Origin of the sequence: Tenacibaculum sp. MAR_2009_124 (assembly GCF_900105455.1) — a bacterium.
In the GTDB taxonomy this organism is placed as follows: domain Bacteria; phylum Bacteroidota; class Bacteroidia; order Flavobacteriales; family Flavobacteriaceae; genus Polaribacter.
This window is the reverse complement of record NZ_FNSF01000002.1, coordinates 346799-371354: the sequence shown is the minus strand read 5'-3', so window position 1 is coordinate 371354 and position 24556 is coordinate 346799. Positions and strand designations below refer to the sequence as shown.

20 protein-coding genes are annotated in these 24556 nt (G+C 32.6%); 13 read left to right on the top strand and 7 right to left on the bottom strand.

Annotated elements, in window-relative coordinates:
• The first annotated feature begins 34 nt into the window (after positions 1–34).
• The 9 genes from BLW23_RS08115 to BLW23_RS08075 all read left to right on the top strand — a co-directional run bounded on the left by BLW23_RS08115 (position 35) and on the right by BLW23_RS08075 (position 7594).
• Complete coding sequence (locus BLW23_RS08115) at positions 35–688, top strand: DUF2490 domain-containing protein (RefSeq protein WP_093668744.1); 654 nt, start codon at positions 35–37, stop codon at positions 686–688.
• A 24-nt stretch (positions 689–712) separates the two neighbouring features.
• A complete protein-coding gene (locus BLW23_RS08110; protein WP_093668743.1) occupies positions 713–2107 on the top strand; it encodes a DUF819 family protein in 1395 nt (464 codons plus the stop codon).
• A 272-nt stretch (positions 2108–2379) separates the two neighbouring features.
• Entirely contained in the window at positions 2380–3081 is a 702-nt protein-coding gene (locus tag BLW23_RS08105) for a DUF4369 domain-containing protein (protein ID WP_093668742.1), read from the top strand.
• Between the two features lie 200 nt (positions 3082–3281).
• A complete protein-coding gene (locus BLW23_RS08100) occupies positions 3282–4418 on the top strand; it encodes a mycothiol transferase (RefSeq protein ID WP_093668741.1) in 1137 nt (378 codons plus the stop codon).
• A 457-nt stretch (positions 4419–4875) separates the two neighbouring features.
• Positions 4876–5928 carry a PLP-dependent cysteine synthase family protein gene (locus BLW23_RS08095; protein ID WP_093668740.1) on the top strand — a complete coding sequence of 351 codons (1053 nt, stop codon included), beginning with the start codon at positions 4876–4878 and terminating at the stop codon, positions 5926–5928.
• A 128-nt stretch (positions 5929–6056) separates the two neighbouring features.
• Positions 6057–6449: a DUF2750 domain-containing protein gene (locus BLW23_RS08090; RefSeq protein WP_093668739.1), complete on the top strand. Its 393-nt coding sequence runs from the start codon at positions 6057–6059 to the stop codon at positions 6447–6449.
• A gap of 41 nt (positions 6450–6490) precedes the next feature.
• Positions 6491–6682 carry a hypothetical protein gene (locus BLW23_RS08085; RefSeq protein ID WP_093668738.1) on the top strand — a complete coding sequence of 64 codons (192 nt, stop codon included), beginning with the start codon at positions 6491–6493 and terminating at the stop codon, positions 6680–6682.
• A gap of 32 nt (positions 6683–6714) precedes the next feature.
• The gene (locus tag BLW23_RS08080) at positions 6715–7095 is read left to right on the top strand and encodes a DUF7668 domain-containing protein (RefSeq protein WP_093668737.1); all 381 of its coding nucleotides are present in this window, start codon (positions 6715–6717) and stop codon (positions 7093–7095) included.
• Positions 7096–7297: 202 nt separating this feature from the next.
• Positions 7298–7594, top strand: coding sequence for an immunity protein Imm33 domain-containing protein (locus BLW23_RS08075; RefSeq protein ID WP_093668736.1), 297 nt, complete (start codon positions 7298–7300; stop codon positions 7592–7594).
• A 122-nt stretch (positions 7595–7716) separates the two neighbouring features.
• Here the strand turns inward: BLW23_RS08075 and BLW23_RS08070 are convergent, their stop codons facing one another.
• The 7 genes from BLW23_RS08070 to BLW23_RS08040 all read right to left on the bottom strand — a co-directional run bounded on the left by BLW23_RS08070 (position 7717) and on the right by BLW23_RS08040 (position 18302).
• A complete protein-coding gene (locus BLW23_RS08070; RefSeq protein ID WP_176829778.1) occupies positions 7717–9567 on the bottom strand; it encodes a S8 family serine peptidase in 1851 nt (616 codons plus the stop codon).
• Positions 9568–9741: 174 nt separating this feature from the next.
• A complete protein-coding gene (locus tag BLW23_RS08065; protein WP_143032127.1) occupies positions 9742–10842 on the bottom strand; it encodes a hypothetical protein in 1101 nt (366 codons plus the stop codon).
• Positions 10843–10934: 92 nt separating this feature from the next.
• On the bottom strand, positions 10935–12314 hold the full coding sequence (locus BLW23_RS08060) for a RagB/SusD family nutrient uptake outer membrane protein (RefSeq protein ID WP_093668733.1): 1380 nt from the start codon (positions 12312–12314) through the stop codon (positions 10935–10937).
• 13 nt (positions 12315–12327) lie between these two features.
• The gene (locus BLW23_RS08055; RefSeq protein ID WP_093668732.1) at positions 12328–15705 is read right to left on the bottom strand and encodes a TonB-dependent receptor; all 3378 of its coding nucleotides are present in this window, start codon (positions 15703–15705) and stop codon (positions 12328–12330) included.
• 89 nt (positions 15706–15794) lie between these two features.
• Positions 15795–16766 carry a FecR family protein gene (locus tag BLW23_RS08050; RefSeq protein ID WP_093668731.1) on the bottom strand — a complete coding sequence of 324 codons (972 nt, stop codon included), beginning with the start codon at positions 16764–16766 and terminating at the stop codon, positions 15795–15797.
• 81 nt (positions 16767–16847) lie between these two features.
• Positions 16848–17408 (bottom strand): RNA polymerase sigma-70 factor, encoded by a 561-nt coding sequence (locus tag BLW23_RS08045; protein ID WP_093668730.1) that lies wholly within the window; start codon positions 17406–17408, stop codon positions 16848–16850.
• A 201-nt stretch (positions 17409–17609) separates the two neighbouring features.
• Positions 17610–18302, bottom strand: coding sequence for a Crp/Fnr family transcriptional regulator (locus BLW23_RS08040; RefSeq protein WP_093668729.1), 693 nt, complete (start codon positions 18300–18302; stop codon positions 17610–17612).
• A 105-nt stretch (positions 18303–18407) separates the two neighbouring features.
• On the opposite strand from BLW23_RS08040, the gene BLW23_RS08035 reads away from it, so the two are divergent.
• Genes BLW23_RS08035 through hemN form a run of 4 tightly spaced genes read left to right on the top strand, consistent with a single transcriptional unit; the run spans position 18408 to position 23548 of the window.
• Positions 18408–20783 (top strand): heavy metal translocating P-type ATPase, encoded by a 2376-nt coding sequence (locus tag BLW23_RS08035; RefSeq protein ID WP_093668728.1) that lies wholly within the window; start codon positions 18408–18410, stop codon positions 20781–20783.
• A gap of 7 nt (positions 20784–20790) precedes the next feature.
• Positions 20791–21456 (top strand): deoxyribose-phosphate aldolase, encoded by a 666-nt coding sequence (gene deoC / locus BLW23_RS08030; RefSeq protein ID WP_093668727.1) that lies wholly within the window; start codon positions 20791–20793, stop codon positions 21454–21456.
• A 15-nt stretch (positions 21457–21471) separates the two neighbouring features.
• The gene (gene deoD / locus BLW23_RS08025; protein ID WP_093668726.1) at positions 21472–22170 is read left to right on the top strand and encodes a purine-nucleoside phosphorylase; all 699 of its coding nucleotides are present in this window, start codon (positions 21472–21474) and stop codon (positions 22168–22170) included.
• Positions 22171–22186: 16 nt separating this feature from the next.
• Positions 22187–23548 (top strand): oxygen-independent coproporphyrinogen III oxidase, encoded by a 1362-nt coding sequence (gene hemN / locus BLW23_RS08020; RefSeq protein ID WP_093668725.1) that lies wholly within the window; start codon positions 22187–22189, stop codon positions 23546–23548.
• Positions 23549–24556 lie beyond the last annotated feature (1008 nt).

The following is a 24556-nucleotide window of genomic DNA, read 5'->3' as shown; positions in this document are numbered from 1 at the left end:
AGAAATAGTCCCACAGTTTTAATCTAAATCGAATATGGTGAAGAAAGTAATCTTTTTAATTTTTGTTTGTACCAGCCTAAACATATTCTCTCAGAAAAACCCAGAAAAGTCGTTAGGTGTTTGGTATATGTATGGAGGAAGTTTTCAGCTGTCTGAAAACTGGACGATAAAATCTCTAGCACATTTTAGAATGTTTGACATAACCAACGATTTACAACAGTATCTTTATCGTGTTGGTGCAAACTATAAAATCAACAAAACTTTCAGTGTTACTGGTGGATATGCTTATTTAAATACCGATACCACCTTTGATCTCGATGGGGGTAACGCAGACGAGCATAGACTCTATGAAGACTTTAATATAAAACACAAAATATCTAAGCTTGGATTAAATCATAGGTTTAGACTTGAGCATCGCTTTTTTGAGAAAGATACACAACATTGGATTCGATATCAATTAGGTTTAAGTTACCCAATAACAAAAACATTATCTGCTTTTGTTTTCGATGAAGTCTTTTTTAATTTCCAAGGAGAAACTTATGCTCAAAATTGGATAGGTGGAGGAATTACTTATAAAGCTTCGAATAATATTAAGCTTAAAGTAGGATACATGAATATTTCAGATAAAAATATAGGCCTAGATAGAGTTCAGCTTGGAGTAATTTTCAACACCAAACTTCATAAATAACCAACACCAAAAACAATTTTAAATATGAACATTGCCGAAATCAATAACGACTTACCACTTTTTGCAAATGACACCATTATTTTTGGTATACTTTGTGCAATTCTGTCCGCGATTTTCTATACTTCAAAAGTTGGTAGTTTTTCCAAATTTTATAAAATAGTACCTGCATTACTTTTATGTTATTTTATCCCTTCTATTTTTAGTTCTTTAGGTATAATTGCCGACAAATGGATTGATGTAGATGCCACTATTGCTCATTTAAAAACTACTTATACTCACATTGAAGGAGTTACCAATTTAAAGGACTTAAAAGAGTTTGTGCTAAGTAATAATATTCCTTATAAAGAATATGCGGCTTTTGTTGGAAGTAGCAAAATCTACTACATTTCTTCAAGACTTTTATTACCTGCATCTTTGGTGTTACTTACCTTAAGTATTGACTTAAAAGGTGTTTTTAAATTGGGTCCGAAAGCTTTAATTATGTTTTTAACGGCAACCGTTGGTGTTATGATTGGTGGGCCTTTAGCTATTTTGTTTTTCAATTTTGTAGCTCCTGATATTTTAACCAATGTTGAAGGAACTGAATTATGGAAAGGACTTTCTACTGTTGCTGGTAGTTGGATTGGGGGTGGTGCCAATCAATTAGCAATGAAAGAACAATGGGAAGTTGGAGATAGTTTGTTTAGTATTATGGCTGTGGTAGACGTATTAGTTGCAGAAGTTTGGATGGCTTTCTTATTATTAGGAGTTGCCAATTCTGATGCCGTTGACAAATGGTTAAAAGCTGACAACTCATCTATTACAAACCTTAAAAATAAAATGGAAAAATTTACTTTAGAAACCTCTAGAATTCCAACTTTTAATGACTTAATGATACTATTGGGGATTGCTTTTGGTGTTACTTCTATTGGTCATTTGGTAGGAGATAACTTCGGAAGTTGGATTAAAGAAAATCTTCCTTCGTTAATTGACTTTGGCTTGGGAAGCTCTTTCTTTTGGTTGATCATTACAGCAACCACTATTGGAGTTTTTCTTTCATTTACTAAAGCGAGAAATTATGAAGGTGCTGGGGCTAGTAAAATTGGTTCAATATTTATTTACATTTTAGTTGCCTCTATCGGAATGAAAATGAACCTGAATGCCATTGTTGAAAATATAAGCCTGTTTGCAATTGGTTTTGTTTGGATGATTATTCATGTTACCTTACTATTTGGAGTCGCCAAAATGATTAAAGCTCCTTACTTCTTTTTGGCTGTTGGTTCTAAAGCAAACATTGGTGGTGCCGCCTCAGCTCCTGTAGTTGCTGGTGCTTTTCATCCTTCATTAGCTCCTGTAGGTGTTCTTTTAGCTGTATTAGGTTATGCCCTTGGAACTTATGGAGCCTTTGCCTGTGCTTTAATGATGAAATGGGTTAGTTAACCCCTTTTAACTATAAAATAACTGAGCAAACTCAAAAGTTACAGAAATACTATTCAATTAATTTACACGAAATTATTAATCACAAATCGTATAATTTCAAATCATAACTAGTGTTAATACCAGTTGGTGTTTGAAATCATAACTAGCATTAATTTCAAAGATATGTGCTATTTATATCGACATACATAAGAAATACACAAAATTTCTGCATATTTGCATTCCTTAAATTATGTAACATTCGCTTATTATAGCAACAAACTCTATATAAAAACATGAAAAAAGTATTAGCAACATTCATAACAGCATTCTTAATAATAGCTTGTTCTTCTAAAAAAGAAGGAAATATGATTGTTAAAGGCCAAATTAAAGGTTTGAAAAAAGGAACTCTTTACCTTCAAAAAATGAAAGATACTGTTATTGTAACAGTAGATTCAGTTGCCCTTTTAGGTAGTGATACTTTTATTTTAAGTGATAATGTAGAGTCTCCAGAAATGTATTATTTAACATTTAATGGAAATACAAATGATAAACGTCTTTTATTTTTTGGAGAAAAAGGAGAAATTTCTATCACCGATAAACTTGAAGAATTTGGTTTCAGACCAGAAATAATTGGATCTCAAAATCAAATTGTTATGAATAAGTTTAGAGAAGTTGATCAGAGATTCAATAATCAACGTCTTGAATTAATCAAGAAAGAATTTGAAGCTAGAAAAGAAAATGATGAATTATTACTTGACGACGTAAATAAAGAAAAAAATAAAATAATCCGTAGAAGATTTTTGTTTGCTACTAACTTTGCTATCGCCAATGCTAATAGTGAAGCTGCTCCGTATATTGCTTTAACGGAACTTTACGATGCTAACATAAAATTATTAGATACCATTAACAATAGTTTATCTGATAAAGTAAAATCTTCTGGCTATGGTAAAAAACTACAGAACTTTATAGAAAAAATAAAGAATGATGAAAAATAGTTTATGTTTCACTGTAACATAAACTTCATTATTTATTCTAACTAATATTAAAACAACCCAATGGGTTGTTTTTTTTAAACTCCCTTTATACAAGTTTCATTAAAAACAATGATTTTATACCATTTACAAATTGACGTTACTGGTATTATAATTTGCTCACGAAAACCGAAAAACTATAATTAAAACCCAAACAATCAAACATGAAAAAAATTTTATTTGTTTTAGCAGCACTATTTTTCAAAACAACCTTCGGGCAAACAACGGAAGTATCGCGAGACTGGACTTCTTTCGTTCAATCAGTAGAAGTAAGTGCAACATCGAAAAAGAAATTTAAGTTAATTGCCAATGTAAAAGTAGAGCCAGGTGATAAAAAAGCTTGGGCTGGCTTGTGGGTAAGAGTCGATACTAAAAATGCAGAAAGTGGCTTTTTCGACAATATGGGCGATCGACCAATAAGAACCAATTCGTGGGGAGAGTATGTTGTTGAAGGAACAATCAACAAAAATTCAAAAAGTCTTAATTTTGGCGGACTTTGTTTGTATAACGGTAAGTTCTTCTTTGATAATTTCCGATTACTAATAGAAAACGATAAAGGAGAGTTTCAAAACTTCCCAATAGCCAATGCAGGCTTCGAGAGTCACGTTAAAAACAATGTTATTGGAAGTTGGAGCGAAGCAATTCGAGGCAACAAAGTTGTACGCGTAAAAGAATACACTCTATTATCAAGTAATGACGCTTATAAAGGAAAAAAATCATTACTTATTGAAGGTTCAGGAATTGAGCTACCGAAAAACGAATATGGCAAAATTGGAAAAGATAAAACTGAAATTCCTCAAATAGAAAACATGATTTCCATGTTAGAGGATTTAAAAGCAAGAGTTGAGAGAATTGTTAAAGTTCTAGACCAACAGCAAACGGATCATTTACATGATGAAAATGCCAATCGAATAGGAGCTTTGGTAATGCACTTAGCTGCCGCGGAAATTTACTATCAAAAATATACCTTTGGTACTTCTTATGAAGACAAAGAAAATGAGGAACTATTGGGAGCAGGAATGGACTTAGACGACGCAGGAAGAAACCTACTAAAAGGAAAACCGATTAGTTATTATTTAGATGTTTATACCAAAGTTAGAGAAAAAACTGTTGAAGAGCTTCGTAAACGCGATGATGCTTGGTTTAACTCCACCAACGCAGGAAAGGGAATCTCCAACCACTATGCTTGGTTTCATGTAATGGAGCACCAATCAAGTCATTTAGGTCAGATTTTGTTTTTGAAAAAAAGACTTCCTAAATTCGATAATAAAGTCAATTTAAAAAAGCAGATTAAAAATTAAACTTATAAAAAAGTCCAATTAACGTTGGGCTTTTTTATTTCTACGTATTTGTTTCTATTTATGGGTTTAGATTCACCTGTTGGATTTTTAGCTTCTGTACTTTATCTTTTTAGACATATTGTACTTCAAATATCTTCATAACACTTCCAAATTCATTCGAATCTTCAACTCCATACTCTATCATTATCATAACAGATGTATACCTCATAAATACGAAAAACCTCTATCAAGCATTCTAATACCATTTGTAATTTAAAATTACCGCAATAAAACGTTCTTTTTTTCTTTTACAGTAATTTCAAACACCAACTGGTATAACTTCTTATCAAAACAGGTATTAATCATTAAAATAAAGATTTTTAGTTACATTTATAATTCATAACAACCCTAACCATTAACACAAGCTTTAATTAACGACTAATAACCCAATCCTATAAATTGCACTAAATTTAATCAAATGAAAAACCGTAAATGGACATCGGAAGCGATAAACAAGATCAAAGCCGATTTTAACAGGTCGGCAGACACGCATCTCATAAAGTTAAATCTGCCCTATTTTAAAAATATTGATATCTATTTAAAAGATGAATCAACACACCCTAGTGGAAGTTTAAAACACAGATTGGCAAGATCGCTATTTTTGTACGGGTTATGCAATGGGAAAATTAATTCCGATACCACAATAATTGAAGCCTCATCGGGGAGTACTGCCATATCAGAAGCTTATTTTGCAAGGCTACTTGGACTGCCATTTATTGCAGTATTACCAGAATCTACTTCTCCAGAAAAAATAGAACTCATAGAATTTAATGGAGGTAAATATGTAAAAGTACCGTCCACCGAAATTTACAATAAAGCTGAATCATTGACCCGTGAAATGAATGGTTACTATATGGATCAATTTACCTATGCCGAAAGAGCTACGGATTGGAGAGGTAACAATAATATTGCGGAAAGTATATTCGATCAAATGAGTAATGAAAGACACGAAATTCCTTCATGGATTGTTGTAGGCGCTGGTACAGGAGGAACTTCAGCAACCATAGGACGCTACATAAAATATAATCCTCAATACAACTTGGCAACCCAATTGGCAGTTACAGATCCAGAAAATTCTGTTTTTTATGAATACTACCAAACTCGTGACGAGCATTTAACCTCGAAAATTGGATCGAGAATTGAAGGTATTGGAAGACCAAGAGTAGAACCTTCTTTTCAACCAGATGTTATTGATCGAATGATGAAAGTAAAAGATGCTGCTTCAATAGCCACGTTAAGATGGCTATCAGCTGTTTTAGGACGTAAATGCGGAGGCTCAACAGGTACTAACGTATATGCTACCCTTAATTTAGCGGAAGAATTATTGGATGCTAATCAAACTGGTAGTATCGTTACAATGATATGTGATAGTGGTGATCGTTATACCAATACTTATTATAATGATGATTGGTTGAAAAAAGAAAACATTGACATTGCTCCTTATCTTCAAGAATTAGAAAAATACTCTTAAAATTTAAGGAGTTTTATAGTTTCTTTTAATCAAACTATTTAATCCCCTTGACACCTTAAAAAACTCATTCTATTTCTTAAAACCAATTCAGATTATGAACATTTAAAATTGAAGTTTAGTGTAAAAAAATGCATCCAAAACAAATAGAGAATTTATTGAAATTAAATAACGAAGAAAGAGTTGAATATTTTATTCGTTATTGTGCAGACTTTGAAGAAGTTTGGGGGCTTTCTGTTGGTAAAAATGAATGGGTTATTTTCAAAGATGCCGACGGGGATGAAATTTTCCCTTTATGGTCGCATAAAGATTTAGCTGAATTCTGTGCTTTTGACGAACATAAGGAAATGGGAGCTAAACCTTCTTCGATATCTGTTTACTCTTTTATTGATGAGTTTCTTGATGATCCCGATTTAAAGAATGTTTATTTTGGAGTTTTTTACAACAAAAATAGGGAAGCTTTAGTTTTAAAAGGAGAAAATTTAAAGAAAGAACTAGAAGCTGAATTAGAAAAGCATGAGTAAGTAACTAGAAAAGTAATAAAGGTAAAGCCATAGCAGAGATTATGAGATGGAAAGATGATTATTGGGAGATGTTTGTTGGTGATTCCTCAGATATACCAGATGAAGATGTAAGGGTTGTGCCTTTAGGTGCAATGATTGGTATTGATGATTCTCTAATACCAGCTATTGACTTAATAAATGGTAATGGTTTATGGAGAGAAAGTAAAGAATTTGAATGGCAAGAGTGGAAGTAAGTTAAGTCTGAAAATTAATCAAAATCGAGAAAATGATTGAAATTAAAGTTGAAAAAAATGAGGAAAACGAACTACCCGTTCCACACGTATGGAGACCCAGTTTTGAAGAAATTATAAAAGCTTTTGTGAATAAGGATTATAACTTAAGTTCAGAAATAAAAAATGTGAATCCTGTCTCAAATGAGACTGCTAAACAAATCAAAGAATACATTGAAGATTATGGAGAAGAACTAATCGAACTTCCAAATGAAACTTGGAATTCATCAGTTTATATTTATTACGGCGAATATTGGAATGTACTTATAGACCTTTACACAAAAGAAGAAGGGTTAAGCGATCTAGTTTTGAGTGCTGAAATAAGAAAAAATAATAACGAATATTTAATTGACATTCAGCTGGTTTACGTTCCTTAAATAGGGATTATGCAGTAACTCCAAGATAGCGCGAGCCCCCGATGGCGCATAGAATGCCAGAGTAAAGGCTAGAATCCTTTCTAGTGGCGGTTATGAGTAGGCAGCAAAATTAAATTTAACAATAGATATAGCCACGTTATAAGTTTTTATAGCGTGGTTATTTATAAATTTTCCAATAGATATCATCTATCAATTAAACAATATGGAACTTAATATCGGAGCAATATTTATCAGTAATCGAATACTACAGGATAAATACCCACCTAAATGGATGTATAGAGAAGAACCTCGAGAAGAGGGTGGCAGCGGATGGAGAGTGTTTTCAGGGGATGAAGAAGAAGAATTTTTAGATAATCATGATAATTTTAAACTTGTAACAGCTGACCAGTTAATAGCTATAGACGATAGTTTAAAAACGAACCTTCTAGCTCCTTATGGCTTTTCTTTTGAAAAGGATAATAATAAATGGAAAATTGTAGATGCTCCTGAGCAATTATAGAAAGGTTTATTCAATATTCTTTATATAGATTAGATAAACCCGAAGTAACAACAAAACAAAAAAAGGTCCATGATATTGGACCTTCTTTTTTAATAACACTCGAACCCTTCATACAAGTGCTATTATTGTACAATTATTTTCTGATGAAAAATTTTAGTTTTTGTAACTATTTTCACAAAGTAAATCCCTGCATTAGGCAACCTTAAAACATCTTCTTTATCAGTATAAGTCTTGGTTTTTAGAATCATACTCCCTTTTACATCATATACTTCTACTTTTTCTAGAGTAATGCTAGAATCGATGATTTTAATATTTACCAGTCCATTGCTTGGATTTGGATAGATTTTTATTTTGCCAAGAAAGCTATTGAGATTACCAGTACTTAAAGAACCTTCTGAAACCCCATTAATTACCAAAGAAAAATCTTGTTCGTCTTCTTCTAAGTTGTTTTTATGAGTTACTGAAACGGTATAAGTTCCGGGCTCAATGTCGGGCACTTCAATTTTCTCAACATTATCTCTAAAATTATCTCCTTTGGTCGCTCCATTAGTAAAACTAGAAGTACTTTGGAAAGTCCAAGGTTTATATTCCTCTCCGTTTCCTGTAATTCTAATATCGAGATCATTTACCAACATTCTATCACTTTGATCCTCTTCTAATATATCTGTTGAGATAGGAGTCCCAGGGACATCTGTCCAAGCCAACGTAATGGATAAAGCTAATTCATCATCGACTTCAATACTTCGTGTAAAACTAGCACCGTCTTCTATCATTTCTTCCAGAATTAACGATGTATTTTCGTTTTCAGTAATTTGAGTCGCGGCTTCCTCAGCATTTAAGAGCCCCCATCCGTTTGCAAAATCTGGCCCTGGGTGTTCTCCGAGCTCATTAGCACTATTAATTAGCAGTGCTTTTACGGTAGCAGATTTCATATAACTATTGTTCTTCTGATGATATAATTGCTGTAATAAAGCTACTGTTCCTGTCACCACAGGTGTTGCCATTGATGTTCCACTTTTATCATCGTACGAATTGTTTCCTCCGTTATTTGTCGAATATACCCTATGACCATTAGCCATAAGGTCTGGTTTTATTCTAAAATCATCAGTTGGGCCGTAACTACTAAAATCGGTCTGTTGAACCGATTGAGGTCCAGAATATTCGGCAATATCTTTTACAGCTCCAACCACCAAAATATTTTTAGCTGTGGCTTTTTTTAATAGGATATCATAGCCATTATCTCTAACATTATAACCATTATCTCTATTATTCCCTGCCGATTTGCAGATTAAATAATATGGAGCATTATACGCTATTTCATCCCATTCACTAGCGCTCTCAGAATAATGACCATAATATTTTGTACTGAGACTACTTGACGCTGATTGACCATAAGAATGATTAGATAAAATACCTCCATCCGCAGCGAATGAAGCCATTTCAGCTTCATCATTTTCCGTGTTTCTAGCATGTATTTTTGCTTCTGAAGCCATTCCTCTCGCCTCAGTATCTAAGCCTTTTGCAATCATGGTTCCTGCGGTATGCGTTGCATGACTAGAACTACTTAGAGATTCCTTATGAATTACACGTCCTTCAAACTCAACATGACTTGTCAAGGGTAAACCTGAATTTTCCCAATGCCCGATAATTACGTCCTTTCCTGTTAAGTTCAATCCACTATCTCCTCCATTCCAAATTCTATCAACCTTGCTTGAAGTTGCAGCTTTTAAATTATCATCAGAGCTATAAAATGGAACACCATTTATTATAGTCTCTAACGTCATTTTAGCAACTCCATTTTCATACACTTTGGTTTTATATCCAAGTGTTTTCGCTTTTTTCTGTAAGCGGTTATTGTTCTCATTAAATCTTTCTTGGAGCTTTCTAAGTTCTTCAAGATTGCTCCTTTTTTTAATATGATCTCTATCGGTTGCATTCTGAGCTTTACAAATATTTGTAAAAAACAGTACCAACAGAAAAAAATTAACCAAACAGTACTTATACACCATATTTACACACATTAAAAGGCTGTTGAGTAGCAAAAACAAACAATTAAATCAGAAATAAAAACATATGATAATTGATGGAATTTCAACGTCTAAATACTTCTACTAGTTCAACAGCCTAGATCACTAATTAAAATATTTTTAAGGAATTCCTTTAATTGCTATATAATCAAGAAATATCATTTCTGAATTACTTGAATTTTTCATTCTAACAACAATATTTCCAGGCACCAATTTATCTGCAGGAATGCTTCCAGAAGCACTAATCCATATACCTTTTTCAATCGTTGACTCTACATAAGATATAATTGGATCACCTAATCCATCAGCTGTTTTATAAAATATCTCTATCCCTTCACCTGTTTCATAAGATGTATTTCCAAAATAAATATTTGCTTCCAAGACAACACCTGTCATATTGGAATTTAAACTGGTAACCTGATCAAAAACTATTTCTATGGTTCCGTCTAAATCGGAAGTAACAAATCCTTGCATTCCTTTCACAAACCTCGCTTCAAAATCGTCTGGTTCCGTGTCTAAATTTTCATTTTTAAACACTCCTATTCTCTCAACACCATCATCTCCAACATCACTTGATAAAAAAGAAGAATCAAAACCTAATTCGTCTCCTGTAGCTGTAAAATCAACGTACGGATCCGTAGAATTAGGATCACTCACTTGTGTATTCTCTAAAACCTCAGTTCCTGATTTATTATAATAAATATCGCCTACAAAAGCTGGTACCTCTTCAAAACTAGTATAGGCAATTGTTGCCAAATCATCTTCTCCTATAATAACAGTTACACTTTTAGCCTCGGCGTCCGCAGGGCTTCCTAAAGTCATATTATCAGCAGATTCCAAATCGAATTGAATATAACGATCGCCCGCAGAGTTCGTATTATCATTCACTGTAAGTAGCTCTACTTCTACTTCGCTTTTCCCTGCAGGAAGTTTAATTGTTCCTGAACCATTCGGCAAACTATAATCAACTCCTTCTTGAGCAGCAGTTTTTCCCTCAGGAAAGGATATACTATAACTAAAGGTAAGTTCCTCGTTTGACAATTCTGATGATCTAAAAAATTTAACAAGAACCGTATTTGTTTCTCCTTCCTTTGCTCTTACCTCTGACTTTTCAAATGAAATATAATGGTAAGAAGAAGGTAAAATAACGTCGTTTTCAGTATTACATGCCAGCATTCCCAAAAGCATGAATACACATATATATAATTTATAAATTTTCATATGTTTGTTTATGTTTTAAATAATAAAAAACAGTCATGGTAGCTCCTTTTTCTGCATTGTCCTTGTTGCTAACGACCATGACATTTACTTTATTAATATCCTGGATTTTGTTGCATATTAGGATTTGCATTTACTTCCCTAGCAGGAATCGGCATAATCGTTTTCTCACCAGGCGTAATATTGATAAAAGCAGCATCTTGTCTGTACTTAACAAAAGATTTTTTATTTCTAGTTAAATCAAATAAGCGGAAGCCTTCAAAAGCCAACTCTTTTCTGCGCTCTAATAGTATCCTATCTTTTAATGCCTGCCCCGTTTCAGTTGGCATTACCGCATTTACATCAGCACGTTGCATAATTGTAAACAATGCACTTTGTGCATCTATCTCTTTACCAGTAATATTTGCATTTGCTTCTGCTTTTATTAAGTACATCTCAGATAATCTAATCACTGGAGTATTACTAAATCGAGAAGTATACTTGGTTATCGTATTTACATTTAACGTTGTATTCATTGGATATAAATTACTTCTTACATCGGTAGTTGAAAACGTACTAACAAAATCGGGTGTTGCAAACAAATCCAAGTAAATTAAGCACAATTGATACATGCTACTAGTTCCACTGTTATCAAGATCATCATTATAAATAGAAAAGATGGATTCCGAAGAAAAATCGTTGTTCCAAGAACTTACATACTCTCCGTTAGACATTAATGAATAATTTCCTAATACTTTATCAGCAAACTCGTCTGCTTTTTCCCAGTTTTCCATTGACAAATACACTCTAGATAAAAGTGCATTAACACCGTTTAATCCTAATCGATATACGTTTGGATTTGTAAATCCAGACATTAAACTCGCTGCTTGATTTAAATCAGCAACAATTTGATTATACACTTCTTTGGAAGTACTTCTCGCAGGAAACACGATTTCAATACCACCTAACAAATCGAAATCAGGTAATGGAGCTCCCAAATGTGAAGCATCTGAAGTAAAATTATAAGGTTGACAAAAATACTGTTGCATTATATGATAAGCAAAAGCTCTTAAAGCATGTGCTTCTCCAATTAAATGATTTTTCTCAGCAAGTTCATTCTCTTTTACACTTACTTCTCTCGCTTTTCTAATCGTATACGAAGTTTGCGAAATGATTCTTCCTAACGCTACCCACACATCAGAAACATCTCCATCAGTATTGATAACATCAAAACTATCAAAGTCAAGAAATCGACCTGTGTTATCAAAGGCATCTATAAAAGAGTTTTCTGAAATTAACTCAGGTATTACCAATAAACCTCTGTTATACAAACTAGCGCTTTGGTAAGAATTATAACTTCCTAAAACAGAAGCTTTCAATGTAGGGATATCTACAATAGCTTTTTCAGCATCAATAGAGGTAGACAACCTACTATCTAATTCATTACATCCTAAAAATGTAACTATTACTATGAATATTGATATATATTTTTTCATGGTTTACTTCTAATTAAAATGAAACATTTACTCCTAAAAACACCGTTCTTCCAATAGGTATTTCTTGGTTCAATCGACCATCGATTCCTGCTTCTGGATCTCTTTCCAATCGTTTATCCTTTACATAAGTCCATAAGTTGTTCCCTTTTAAGAAAACTCTCAACGAACTAATTCCTAAGTGCGATTTTAAATCCTCTCCAAAAGTATACGCCAGTTCCGCTTCTCTTAATCGAACATAACTACCGTCATAAACAAATCTAGACGAAGACATTGATGAACGCCCAGACTGTGTATTTCCATATACAAACCTTGGTACATCTGTAATATCTCCTGGTTGTTGCCAGCGTCTTTCGTAAGTGCCTCTGCTTACATTACCACTTGTAGATAATGACCTTGACCCATCAGAATTGGTAAACCTTGACCAAGTATCATAAATTTTCCCTCCCCAAGATGTGTAAAACTGAACATTCAGAGAGATATTTTTATAAGAAAAAGTATTTCTTAACCCAGCATAAAAATCAGGGGTTGCTTTTCCTACAATAGCTTGTTTCGCGTCTCCATAATTATTAGTTACTTCACTTTTTGTTTCATCTTTATACCAAAGAGCATCACCATTTAAAGGATCTACCCCTGCATAAATCGGTAAATAAAAAGTGTAAAAATCTTCACCTACTGCTCTTATACTAGTGCTGCCTTCTTGTGGAGCATTATTATTGATTAGTTTGGTTACTTTGTTTGTATTTCTACTGAAGGTAAAATTTGTTCTCCACGAAAACCCGTTGGTATTTGATTCTACGTTTCTTGTATTTAAGGTAATTTCGAACCCTTTATTCTCTGTGCTCGCTACGTTACTCGTTAGTGTGTACGTTCCGTTCAATCCTGAAACGGGGGCTGACATTAATAAGTCTTCACCAACTCTTTTATACCAATCAAACGATCCTGAAATTCTACCATTAAAGAGTGAATAATCTAAACCGATATCTAAAGGGAAACTATCTTCCCATTTAATATCTGGATTTCCAATTGATAAACCTGATGCCACCTGACCGTTATAATCAGATCCTGAAGATAGTATGGTAATAAATCTATTGTTCCCTATTCCATCATTCCCAATTTTACCGTAACTAGCTCTCAATTTTAAATCATCTACAAAATTCACTGAATTCATGAATGATTCTTTGGAAATATTCCATCCCAATCCCATTGACCAGAAAACCCCATGTTTATTCTTTGGACCGAATTTACTTGAACCATCTCTTCTTATGGATCCGCTTAGTAAATACTTTTTATCATAAGCATATTCAGTATTAAAAAACAACGAATTTTTCCCTTCAATTGATCTACTTTCTGAGGCTTGTGAAGGAGTTGCTCCAGCCGCTAAATCTTCAAACTCATCTGGAATATTCTCTACTCTTAAATTGTAGGATTTACTGTTAATCTTTTGCACCTCATATCCAGCGAAAGATGTAATATCGTGCTTCTCTCCAAAACTATAATCGAAACGAATTAAGTTTCTCATTAAGTAACGAGTTAGGTATTGTCCTTCTTGATCTCCTCTACCATTTACATGTCTTCCTGAACCATATCCACTAGGTAATCTTTCAAAGTTATCGGTAAAATTAAACCCCGCTGTTAACTTACCTTCATACGTTAAATAATCATTGAACTTATAAGAGAAATCCAAAACACCAGCTACTCTATTTCGAATATTTTTTCTGATTTCGTTTTCCGCCTGAGCTACTGGATTATGTGTTCCGTTAAAACCAAGATTATAACTTCCGTCTTCATTGTACGGTGAAATATCAGGTCTCAATCTATATATAGCTCTTACAGGATTTGCAAATGCTCCCGCATCGGGTCTTACGTTTGACGTATTTTTACTGAAACTTATTGATGACGATACTTTTGCTTTATCGCTAATATCATGAGATCCTTTTAACAAGAAATTAAATCTTTCTAAATTAGAATTCAAGATAACAGCTTCTTGCTTATAGAAACCTCCTGATAAATAATAGCTTGTTTTTTCTCCTCCTCCACTAACGGATACATTGTGTTGTTGAAATGTTGCGTTTTGAGTTAATAAATCTAACCAATCAGTGTTTACCTCTGGATTAAAGCCTCTATCTGTTAAATAGGTTAAAGCTTCACTGTTTGTTGATGCTAAATTTGCATTTCTAACCCCTTCAATAAATAACTCTTGAAACTCCGTAGTATTTAAGGGTTTAAATTTTTCGGCAATAGTAGGTGTTGAAAAACCTGTTTGAGAACTTACATTGATTCTTGTTCTTCCTTTTTTTCCAGATTTTGTTGTTACAACGATAACACCATTCGATCCACTTGTTCCATAAATAGATGTTGCTGACGCATCTTTTAAAACCGTTACGTTTTCAATATCATTCGGATTCAAAGTAGTCATTACGGAAGCACTTTTAGTTTGCAGTCCATCGATCACATACAACGGTGAAGCTGATTCAAAAGAACCAATACCTCTAATACGCACGTTGGGAGTACTTCCTGGTTGCCCAGAGCTCGAAACCACCTGAACTCCCGAGATATTACCTTGAATACTTTCTTGGATAGTAGTTCTAGGATTGTTAATTAAGTTTTCTACTTTTATAGTTTCTACGGAACCTGTAACTCGTTCCTTTTGCTGTTTAGCATATCCTGTTACAATTACCTCTTCAAGTAAGTTTGCTTCTTCTTTAAGAGTAATGTTTATCTCTTTTTGACCATTGTATATTACTTCTTGAGATTTGTACCCAGTAAATGAAAAAAGCAGAATATTTCCTTTTTGTGCATTTATTTCAAACCTACCATCATAGTCCGTTTCTACTCCAAAAATAGTTCCTTTAACGACAACAGTTACTCCTGGAAAAGGACTTCCTTCTTCGTCCTTTACCGCACCACTTACTTTGACGCCCTGATCGAATAAATCATCAACGCCAACACTATTAATAGCGGTATTATTAAGAATATTGCTACGAAAAATAGAATCTCGGGCTCTAAAAAAGGAGGAATCTAATATTTTCTTGTATTCCTTTGACTTTGAAAACAATACTATTTGTTTATCAAGAACTTTATAATTTATAACAGTTCCTTTGAAAAGTCCATCCAAGACATCTTTTACCTCAGCATTATTAACCTTGATGTCTCTTTTTTCTGAAGAATTAATTAAATAGGAATTATAGAAGAATTTATACTCCGATTTGTTTTCTATAGCACTCAAGACTTCTTTTAGTTCAACATCTTTTAGATGCAGACTCAATTTCTGAGAATATCCATCCAATGCCATCACCTTTATGAGGGTTATACTAACAAGTAAAGTATAAATTTTCATTATTCTAAAAAATGAATTTCCTATTAAAAAAAACGTTACGTTGTTTTTTTTCATAATTTTGTGTGATTTTAATTATTTTAACTGAATTGATTAAGATTACAATGTAGGAGGGTGTTGCAGCACTCTCCTTTTGTTTTTAAAGGCTATTCTTTCATGAATATGTTAATTTTAGGATTATTTATATTTTTCTCGAAATAGATTGGTGAAGAAATTTCTAGAATTTCCATAATTTCTTCCACCTTCAAATCATCAAAACTTCCGGTATATTTATATTTCAGCAGCCTATCTGATTTTACCTCAAAAGACACATTGTATTTTCGTTCAATATCTTTCAATACATCTTCCAATGATGCCTCCTTAAACACCAGTCTTCCTGACTTCCAAGAAATGATGTCTTTTGCAACCACTTTATCAAGTGTAATTTTATTTTGATCTTTATTTAATGTAGCTCTTTGCGATGGTTTTAGTACTAACTTCGAGCTACTCTCCTTTTTAAACACTTCTACTTTCCCTGACACCAAAGTTGCCTGAATTGTTTTATCCTCTGAGTAGGATTTTATATTAAAGGTAGTCCCCAATACTCGAATATCTAAATCGCTTGTTTTAACCACAAACGGTTTGTCTGGATTGTGCATTACATCAAAATAGGCTTCTCCTTGTAATGTAACCTCTCTTATTGGTCCTGAAAACTGTTTTGGATAGGAAATTTTACTATCTGAGTTTAATATTACCGTAGTACCGTCGGGCAATAATAAACTATATTGATCTCCTCTATTGGTTGCTATTTTGTTGATGCTTTGATCGGAGAATTCAGTATTCATATGATTCCCCTGTTGTTGTAGATTAAAGTAGACAAAAGAAATTAACAGGATCACGACGGAAGCGGTGCCCGCCAAATAGTAAGAAATTTTCTTTCTCTTTTTGAATATTTTTGTATAAACTGAATTATTTCCATGAGTTGAAACTTCTTTTAATTTTGAAGCTACATATTCAGCTTTAATTTTATTAAATGACTTTTGATTTACATCGGACGATGCTACCCAATTAATAACTGCTCTTTTTTCTTCTTCTGAACATTTATTTTCTAAATATTTAATGATATCAATTTTCAACATTACTATTTAAATATTTCACATACTTATAATAGTGACGTTAATTTTTTAACCTACCCCTAAAAAAAAGTTGTTTTTTTTTAACTAAAAGAAATAAAGATAATCTCCTAACCTCTCTTTCATATGTTTCAAGGCCCTTGTTATATGGTTTTCTACGGTTTTAATCGAAATGTTCAAATCTTCAGAAATTTCTCTGTTTTTAGCTCCTTCAAAGCGACTTTTCACAAATACATTTCTACACTTTTCGGGAAGTAGTTCAATAGCTATACGAATTTGATCTTCTAACTCTTCTTCTATCATACGCATACTATCATCATCACCTATTGCTTTGTAATTAATAGCATATTCTTTTTGAAGAATGTTATCATCAATATAAAGTGTTCGTTTCTTTCTTCTTAAAAAGTCCAAACAAGAGTTTCTCGTCATTGTAAACAACAATCCATTCAAATTTTTCTTGACTTTAATTGGTTCTTTTTTAGAAAATAATTTCACAAAAACATCTTGCACAAGCTCTTCTGCATCTTCATGATGCTTTACATAGCTCTTGGCAAAAAACAAAAGTCTTGGATAGTATAAATTGAAAATGGTTTTTGAGTCTTCAGCATCACCAATATTCAATCTATTTATAAGCAAATTATCCCCCATTGAAGCTTATATTTAGTTAACATTCCACCAACTTTTTAGAAACAATTTCTCAAAAAGTTAATATAAAGTTAAAAAAAATAATGCGTAGTTGTGGATTTTAATATATAAAATAGGATTTTTTATGTTTTCAAATTTTCAATTTCACAAAAAAAGCTCAATAAAATTGAGCTTCTAGCAGGTATAAAATATTTTTATTTTTTTTTAAAAGCCTTCAGCTAATTCTCTCAGACTCTTTCTGTCTATGACATTTATTTTTTTCCCTTTTAATTCAATGAGTTTCTTCTTTTTGAACTCCGATAATAATCGAATCGCAGATTCAGTTGCTGTACCTATAATATTCGCAATATCTTCACGAGAAAAATTCATTTCCATTACATCACCTTCTTCATCTCTTGCAAACTGATCTTCTAAAAACAATAAGGTTGCGGCCAAACGCTGTTTTACAGTTTTCTGCGCCATATCAACGATTACATTATCTGCATTTTTTAATGATATTGCCATATTTTTCAAAACCGACATTGTAAAATTAGGATTCTTCTCTAAATCTCTAAGCACTTCTTCTTTAGGTATAAAACATACCTCCATATCATTCACAGCTACCGCTTTTAAATTTGAGACCTCATTATTTACCAAACTGCGTTCTCCTATCAAATCACCATGCTTTACGAGGTTTACAATTTGATCTCTCCCATTATCGCTCATTTTAGAAACCTTACAAACTCCGCTTTTAATGCAGTATACTCCATTAATATGCTCTCCCTCATCAAATAACATATCTCCTTTTTTAAGATACTTACTGGTTTTACAACTTGAAACCCTAACCAATTCATCTTTAGTCAGTGCTTTAAGTGAATTGAACTTCCGAACAATACATTGCTCACATTTACCGCTCATATCATGCCATTTTTGGGATTAATCAAAGATACTAAAAAGCTGACAAATATCATATTTTAAAACAACGTATACCTATAATTTTGCTACAGGCAATCGAGTAAAAAAATGGAAAATACAAATTGTTTTCACTGTGGCAATAAATGTGAAACAGAAACCATAATAGTCGATGATAAGTCATTTTGTTGCAATGGTTGTAAAACCGTTTATGAAATTTTTTCAGAGAACGATTTAACTTGTTATTACGACTTTGAAAATAGTCCTGGAGCGGTTCCTGAGGAAAGCAAAGGAAAATACGACTTCTTGGAAAATGAACAAATTATTGAAAAACTAGTTGAATTCAATGATGGCAACGTACAAGTAGTTAATTTGTACATTCCTCATATTCATTGTAGTTCATGCATTTGGATTCTGGAAAACCTGCATAAACTTCAAAAAAACATTTCAACATCCTTAGTAAATTTCCCGAAAAAATCGGTAAGAGTAACCTACAACTCGACTCTTACCGATTTAAAAGAAATTGTTCTTCTCTTAAGTTCAATTGGCTATGAACCTTATATTAGTTTGGAAGATTACGAAGTTGGTAAAAAGCAAGTCAACCGGAGTTTAATTTATAAATTGGGTATTGCTGGATTTGCCTATGGTAACGTAATGTTTTTATCGTTTCCAGAGTATTTTGAAGTTTCAGAATTTTGGCTTGAACAATATAAGCTACTATTTCGATGGCTAATGTTTATATTTTCTCTTCCTGTTGTTTTTTATGCAAGTACTGATTATTTTGTCTCTGCTTACAAAGGTTTAAAGACTAAAATATTAAATATTGACGTGCCTATTGCTTTAGGTATTTTTGTTTTATTTGTTAGAAGTTCTACAGAAATCATTTTCGATTTAGGAACTGGTTTTTTTGACAGTTTAACTGGACTTGTTTTCTTTTTGTTATTAGGAAAATTCTTCCAACAGAAAACATACAACTTTTTATCTTTTGAACGCGATTACAAATCGTACTTCCCTATTGCAGTTACTAAGTTATCAAAGGAAAATAAAGAAGAAAGTGTTCAAATATATGATATAAAAAAGGGGGATCGCCTCTTAATTAGAAATCAAGAGTTAATTCCTGTAGATGGTATACTTATAAAAGGAAATGCTCAAATAGATTATAGCTTTGTTACAGGGGAAGCTGATCCTTTGAGCAAAAAATCGGGAGATAAAATATATGCTGGAGGTAAACAATTATCAAGTAGCATTGAAATGGAAGTTTTAAATTCTGTTTCCCAGAGTTACCTTACCCAACTTTGGAGTAATGACGTTTTCAAAAAGGATAAAACCTCTGCTTTCAAAACCTTGACGGATAAAATAGGCAGAAACTTTACGATTGCTGTTTTAACAATAGCCTTTGGTGCCGGCTTATTTTGGTTTTTATATCAACCAGAAAAGGCTTTAAACGTATTCACCGCTGTACTGATCATTGCTTGTCCTTGCGCAATTGCCTTGGCAGCTCCTTTCACATTAGGTAATGTTTTGAGAATTTTCGGAAAACGAAAATTCTATTTAAAAAATGCAACGGTTATTGAACAACTAGCAACTATTAATAGTATCATTTTTGATAAAACAGGTACTCTTACCTCCAATAAAGAAAACACCATTCAATACAATGGTGAAGCCCTAAACCAAAATCAAAAATCAATTTTAAAAGGATCATTACGCTCATCAAATCACCCTTTGAGTAGAATGCTTTACAACTCAATGCCAACAGAAAACACTGTTCAAGTAGAAACTTATGAAGAATTTGTTGGTAAAGGAATTGAAACCAATTTCAAAGAACTCAATTTTAAAATTGGCTCTTCTTCTTTCGTTAAAAAACAGTCCGAAGTAAACAACTTAGACACCTCTGTTCATATAAGTATTAATGATAATTACAAAGGGCAATTCGTATTCAAAAATGCCTACAGAAAAGAAGTCAAACAGGTATTTAACTCTTTAAATGAAAATTATGATTTAGCGATAGTGTCCGGAGATAATCAAGGGGAGAAATCTTATTTAAAAAAGGAATTACCTGATTCTACTGCTTTACTATTCAATCAAAAACCAGAAGACAAACTACATTATGTTGAAAACTTACAACAACATGACAAACATGTTATGATGGTTGGAGATGGTTTAAATGATGCTGGAGCCTTAGCTCAAAGTGATGTCGGTATTGCTATATCCGAAAATATTAATGTATTTTCACCAGCATGTGATGCTATTTTAGATGCCTCAAAATTTAGTGAAATAGCCAACTATATAAAGGTTTCAAAGGTGGCTATCAAAATTATAAAATACTGTTTTATCCTATCACTTTGTTATAATGTTGTGGGATTATATTTTGCAGTTACCGGGCAATTAACACCTGTTGTTGCCGCAATTTTAATGCCTTTAAGTTCAATTAGTATTGTGGTATTTTCCACCATTGCAACCAATATACTTGGTAAAAAAGTAAAATAGATGCCTTATGAAAATTAATCAATACATCGATCACACGAACCTAAAACCTACTGCTACAAAAAACGATATTATTAAATTATGTAACGAAGCAAAAGATCATAATTTTTATGCAGTTTGCGTTAACGGAAGCCATGTAAAAACAGCAAAAAAGTCTCTTGGAACAACTTCTGTAAAAATAGCAGCAGTCATTGGATTTCCTCTTGGAGCAATGAGCACTGAAACTAAAGTATTTGAAGCGAAACAGGCTGTTATGGATGGAGCCGATGAAATAGACATGGTAATTCATATTGGTAAACTATTGGAAGGAAACCATCAATATGTTGAAACCGAAATTTCTAAGATAAAAAAGGCTATTGGAAACAAGGTACTTAAAGTAATTTTAGAAAACTGTTATCTTACTTCTGGACTTATTAAGCAAGCAAGTGAATTAGCAGTAAATGCTAAAGCAGATTTTATTAAAACCTCAACAGGTTTTGGAACTGGTGGAGCAACCGCAGAAGATATTCTATTAATGAAAGAAATTGTAGATAATCAAATTCAAATAAAAGCGGCCGGTGGCATTAAGGATCTTAAAACTGCTAAAAAGTTTATTCATTTTGGGGCTAGTCGTCTTGGAACCTCCTCTGGAGTTGCTTTAGCCACGGAAGGTGTTTCTTTTAAAAATGAATATTAATATAAATGTTGAGGCATGAGTTTACATATTAATGCGAAACAAGATGATATAGCCGAAACTGTATTACTTCCTGGAGATCCTTTAAGAGCAAAATGGATTGCTGAGTGTTTCCTAAAAAATATAGTTTGCTATAATGAAGTACGAGGAATGCTTGGTTTTACAGGTACTTTTAACGGAAAGAGAATTTCTGTTCAAGGAACTGGTATGGGAGTTCCTTCTTGTTTAATTTATACAACAGAGTTGATTAAAGAGTTTGGGGTTAAAAATTTAATTCGTGTTGGTTCTGCCGGATCTTATCAAAAAGATATTAAAATTAGAGATATTGTAATTGCTATGGCCGCATCGAGTAATTCTGGATTGAATAAAATTCGGTTTAACGGAGCTGATTTTGCTCCTACTGCAAGTTTCGAGTTATTTCAAAAAGCTTTAAACTATTCCCAAGAAAATAATCTAACCATAAAAGCTGGAAACGTTTTAAGTTCTGATGAGTTTTATGCAGATGACTTCAATAGTTATAAGAAATGGGCTGATTTTGGAGTTTTATGTGTCGAAATGGAGACCGCTGGGCTGTATACGGTAGCTGCAAAATATAATGTAAATGCGCTATCTATTCTTACAATTTCCGACAGCCTAGTTACGAAAGAAAAAACATCTGCTCAAGAACGAGAACAAACCTTTAAAGAAATGGTTCGTATCGCTTTAAACATTACCTAATTTATACCTACTAAAAATGACATCACTTATTCAAAAGTATAACATACCTGGACCACGATACACAAGCTACCCAACGGTTCCGTATTGGGATAACGAAACTTTTTCAGAAGAAAAATGGCTTTCAACATTCAAACAATCATTTAAAGAAAGTAATCAAGAAGAAGGTGTTAGTTTGTATATTCATTTACCTTATTGTGAAAGTTTATGCACATTTTGCGCTTGCCATAAACACATTACCAAACGACATGAGGTAGAGCAACCTTATATTGATACTGTAATAAAAGAGTGGCAATTATATGTTGATTTAGTAGATGAAATTCCAATAATTAAAGAGATTCATTTAGGAGGTGGAACCCCAACTTTTTTTGCAGAGAATGAGTTAAAAAGGTTAATAGATGGTTTATTTAAACAAGCAAAAAAGCATCCGAATCATGAATTTAGCTTTGAAGGACACCCTAACAATACCACAAAAGAACAACTTCAAACATTGTTTGATTTGGGTTTTACTCGAGTAAGCTATGGTGTTCAAGATTATAATCTTAAAGTGCAAGAAGCTATTCACCGAATTCAACCTTTTGAAAAAGTAGCGGAGGTTACCCAATGGGCTCGTGAAATTGGTTATACATCCATCAGTCATGATTTGGTTTTTGGATTGCCATTTCAGTCAAAAGAAAATGTAATTCATACAATTAATAAAACAAAAGAGTTACAACCTGACCGCATATCCTTTTACAGTTATGCACATGTACCATGGGTTAAAGGTGTTGGACAGCGAGGCTTCAATGAAAAGGACCTTCCAAAAAACGAAGAAAAACGTGAATTGTATGAGTTAGGCAAGCAATTGTTTGCCGAAATGGGGTATGCTGAAATTGGTATGGATCATTTTGCGCTTCCAACGGATACTTTGTATAAGGCCGCTGAAAACAAAACCCTTCACCGAAACTTTATGGGATATACTGCTAATAAAACTCAATTAATGATTGGTTTGGGCATGTCGTCAATTTCGGACTCGTGGTATGGTTTTGCTCAAAATGTAAAAACGGTTAAGGAATATGAAGCACTTGTAAATAATGGAAAAATACCAGTATTCAGAGGGCATATTCTTTCCAAAGAAGACTTGACCATAAGAAAACACATTTTAAACATTATGTGCCACTTTGAAACTTCATGGGAAACACCTCTATTAGAAATTTCTGAAGTTGATAATCCTATTAATAAGTTAGCCGAAATGATTACTGATGGATTGGTTACCATCAATCAAAAAGAATTAAAAGTTCCAGAAATGGCTCGTCCATTTGTCCGAAATATTTGTATGGCATTTGATAAAAAACTGCATCAAAGACAACCCGACACCAAGTTATTTTCAATGACAATTTAGATTCTATTTGGTTTTCGTTCTGTTATACAGGTAGCAAAAAACAACTCCAAAACCCTTGATTTCATGCAATTAAACTAAAAACTAAACAATTTGTCGTTTTTAAAACAATAGCTACTAGATATTAATAAGAAACGACGAAAATCATAAAACCGGTAATGCTTCTCTGTTCTATCTTTGAAGTGGTTAAAGCAAATGATTAAAGTTTGGTTAGTTTTCACTTATAACTTACCTGGTTTCAAAACTAGGTAAGTTTTTTTTTGAACTTATTTTACTTGGAAAAAGTATCCATTCACAATTATAATTTCATTCTTTTAATAAAAAACCAAAACCTCAATTCTCTAACACCTTTTATTTGATCTATTGTTTAAAAAAAGAAGACTCTAAAAATTAAATTTTAATCATTTTTCCCAAAAAAATACTCCAACTACTAAATATTTCATTTCCTGAAAAATATTAGTTTTCGCTTATTAATTTTCGATCTACCTAAAAGCCCTTTTCTTCACGGTATATAACATTGAAAAATACTTTATAAAAAACTATAGTTATCATTTTGTTACAATTGTATTCTTCTTCATTTTATTAAGACAACCTTCTTAAAAAAATAATGCACTGATTATTGTATATCCAACTACTACTTTTACATCTATTTCCATAATTATATGGTCATAAAAACTTAAAACTGAAATATTAACAAAACCAAAAAAAAATCTAAAAAACTGCAAAACAAACACTTAAACAACAAAACACAACAATTTGTCGCTTTTAAGACAACAGATGCAATATATCAATAGGAAAAGTCGAAAATCAAAAAACCACTAATCTTTTCCCGTTCTATCTTTGAAGTGGTTAAAGCAAATGATTAAAGTTTGGTTAGTTTTCACTTAAGCTTATCGAGTTCTCAAACTCGGTAAGTTTTTTTTGCTTTCCTTTTTCGAGAAAAAAAATCTAACTCCATATCATTAATCACAACTTCTTTTTTAAAAACACAAAGTTCAACTTTACTACTGA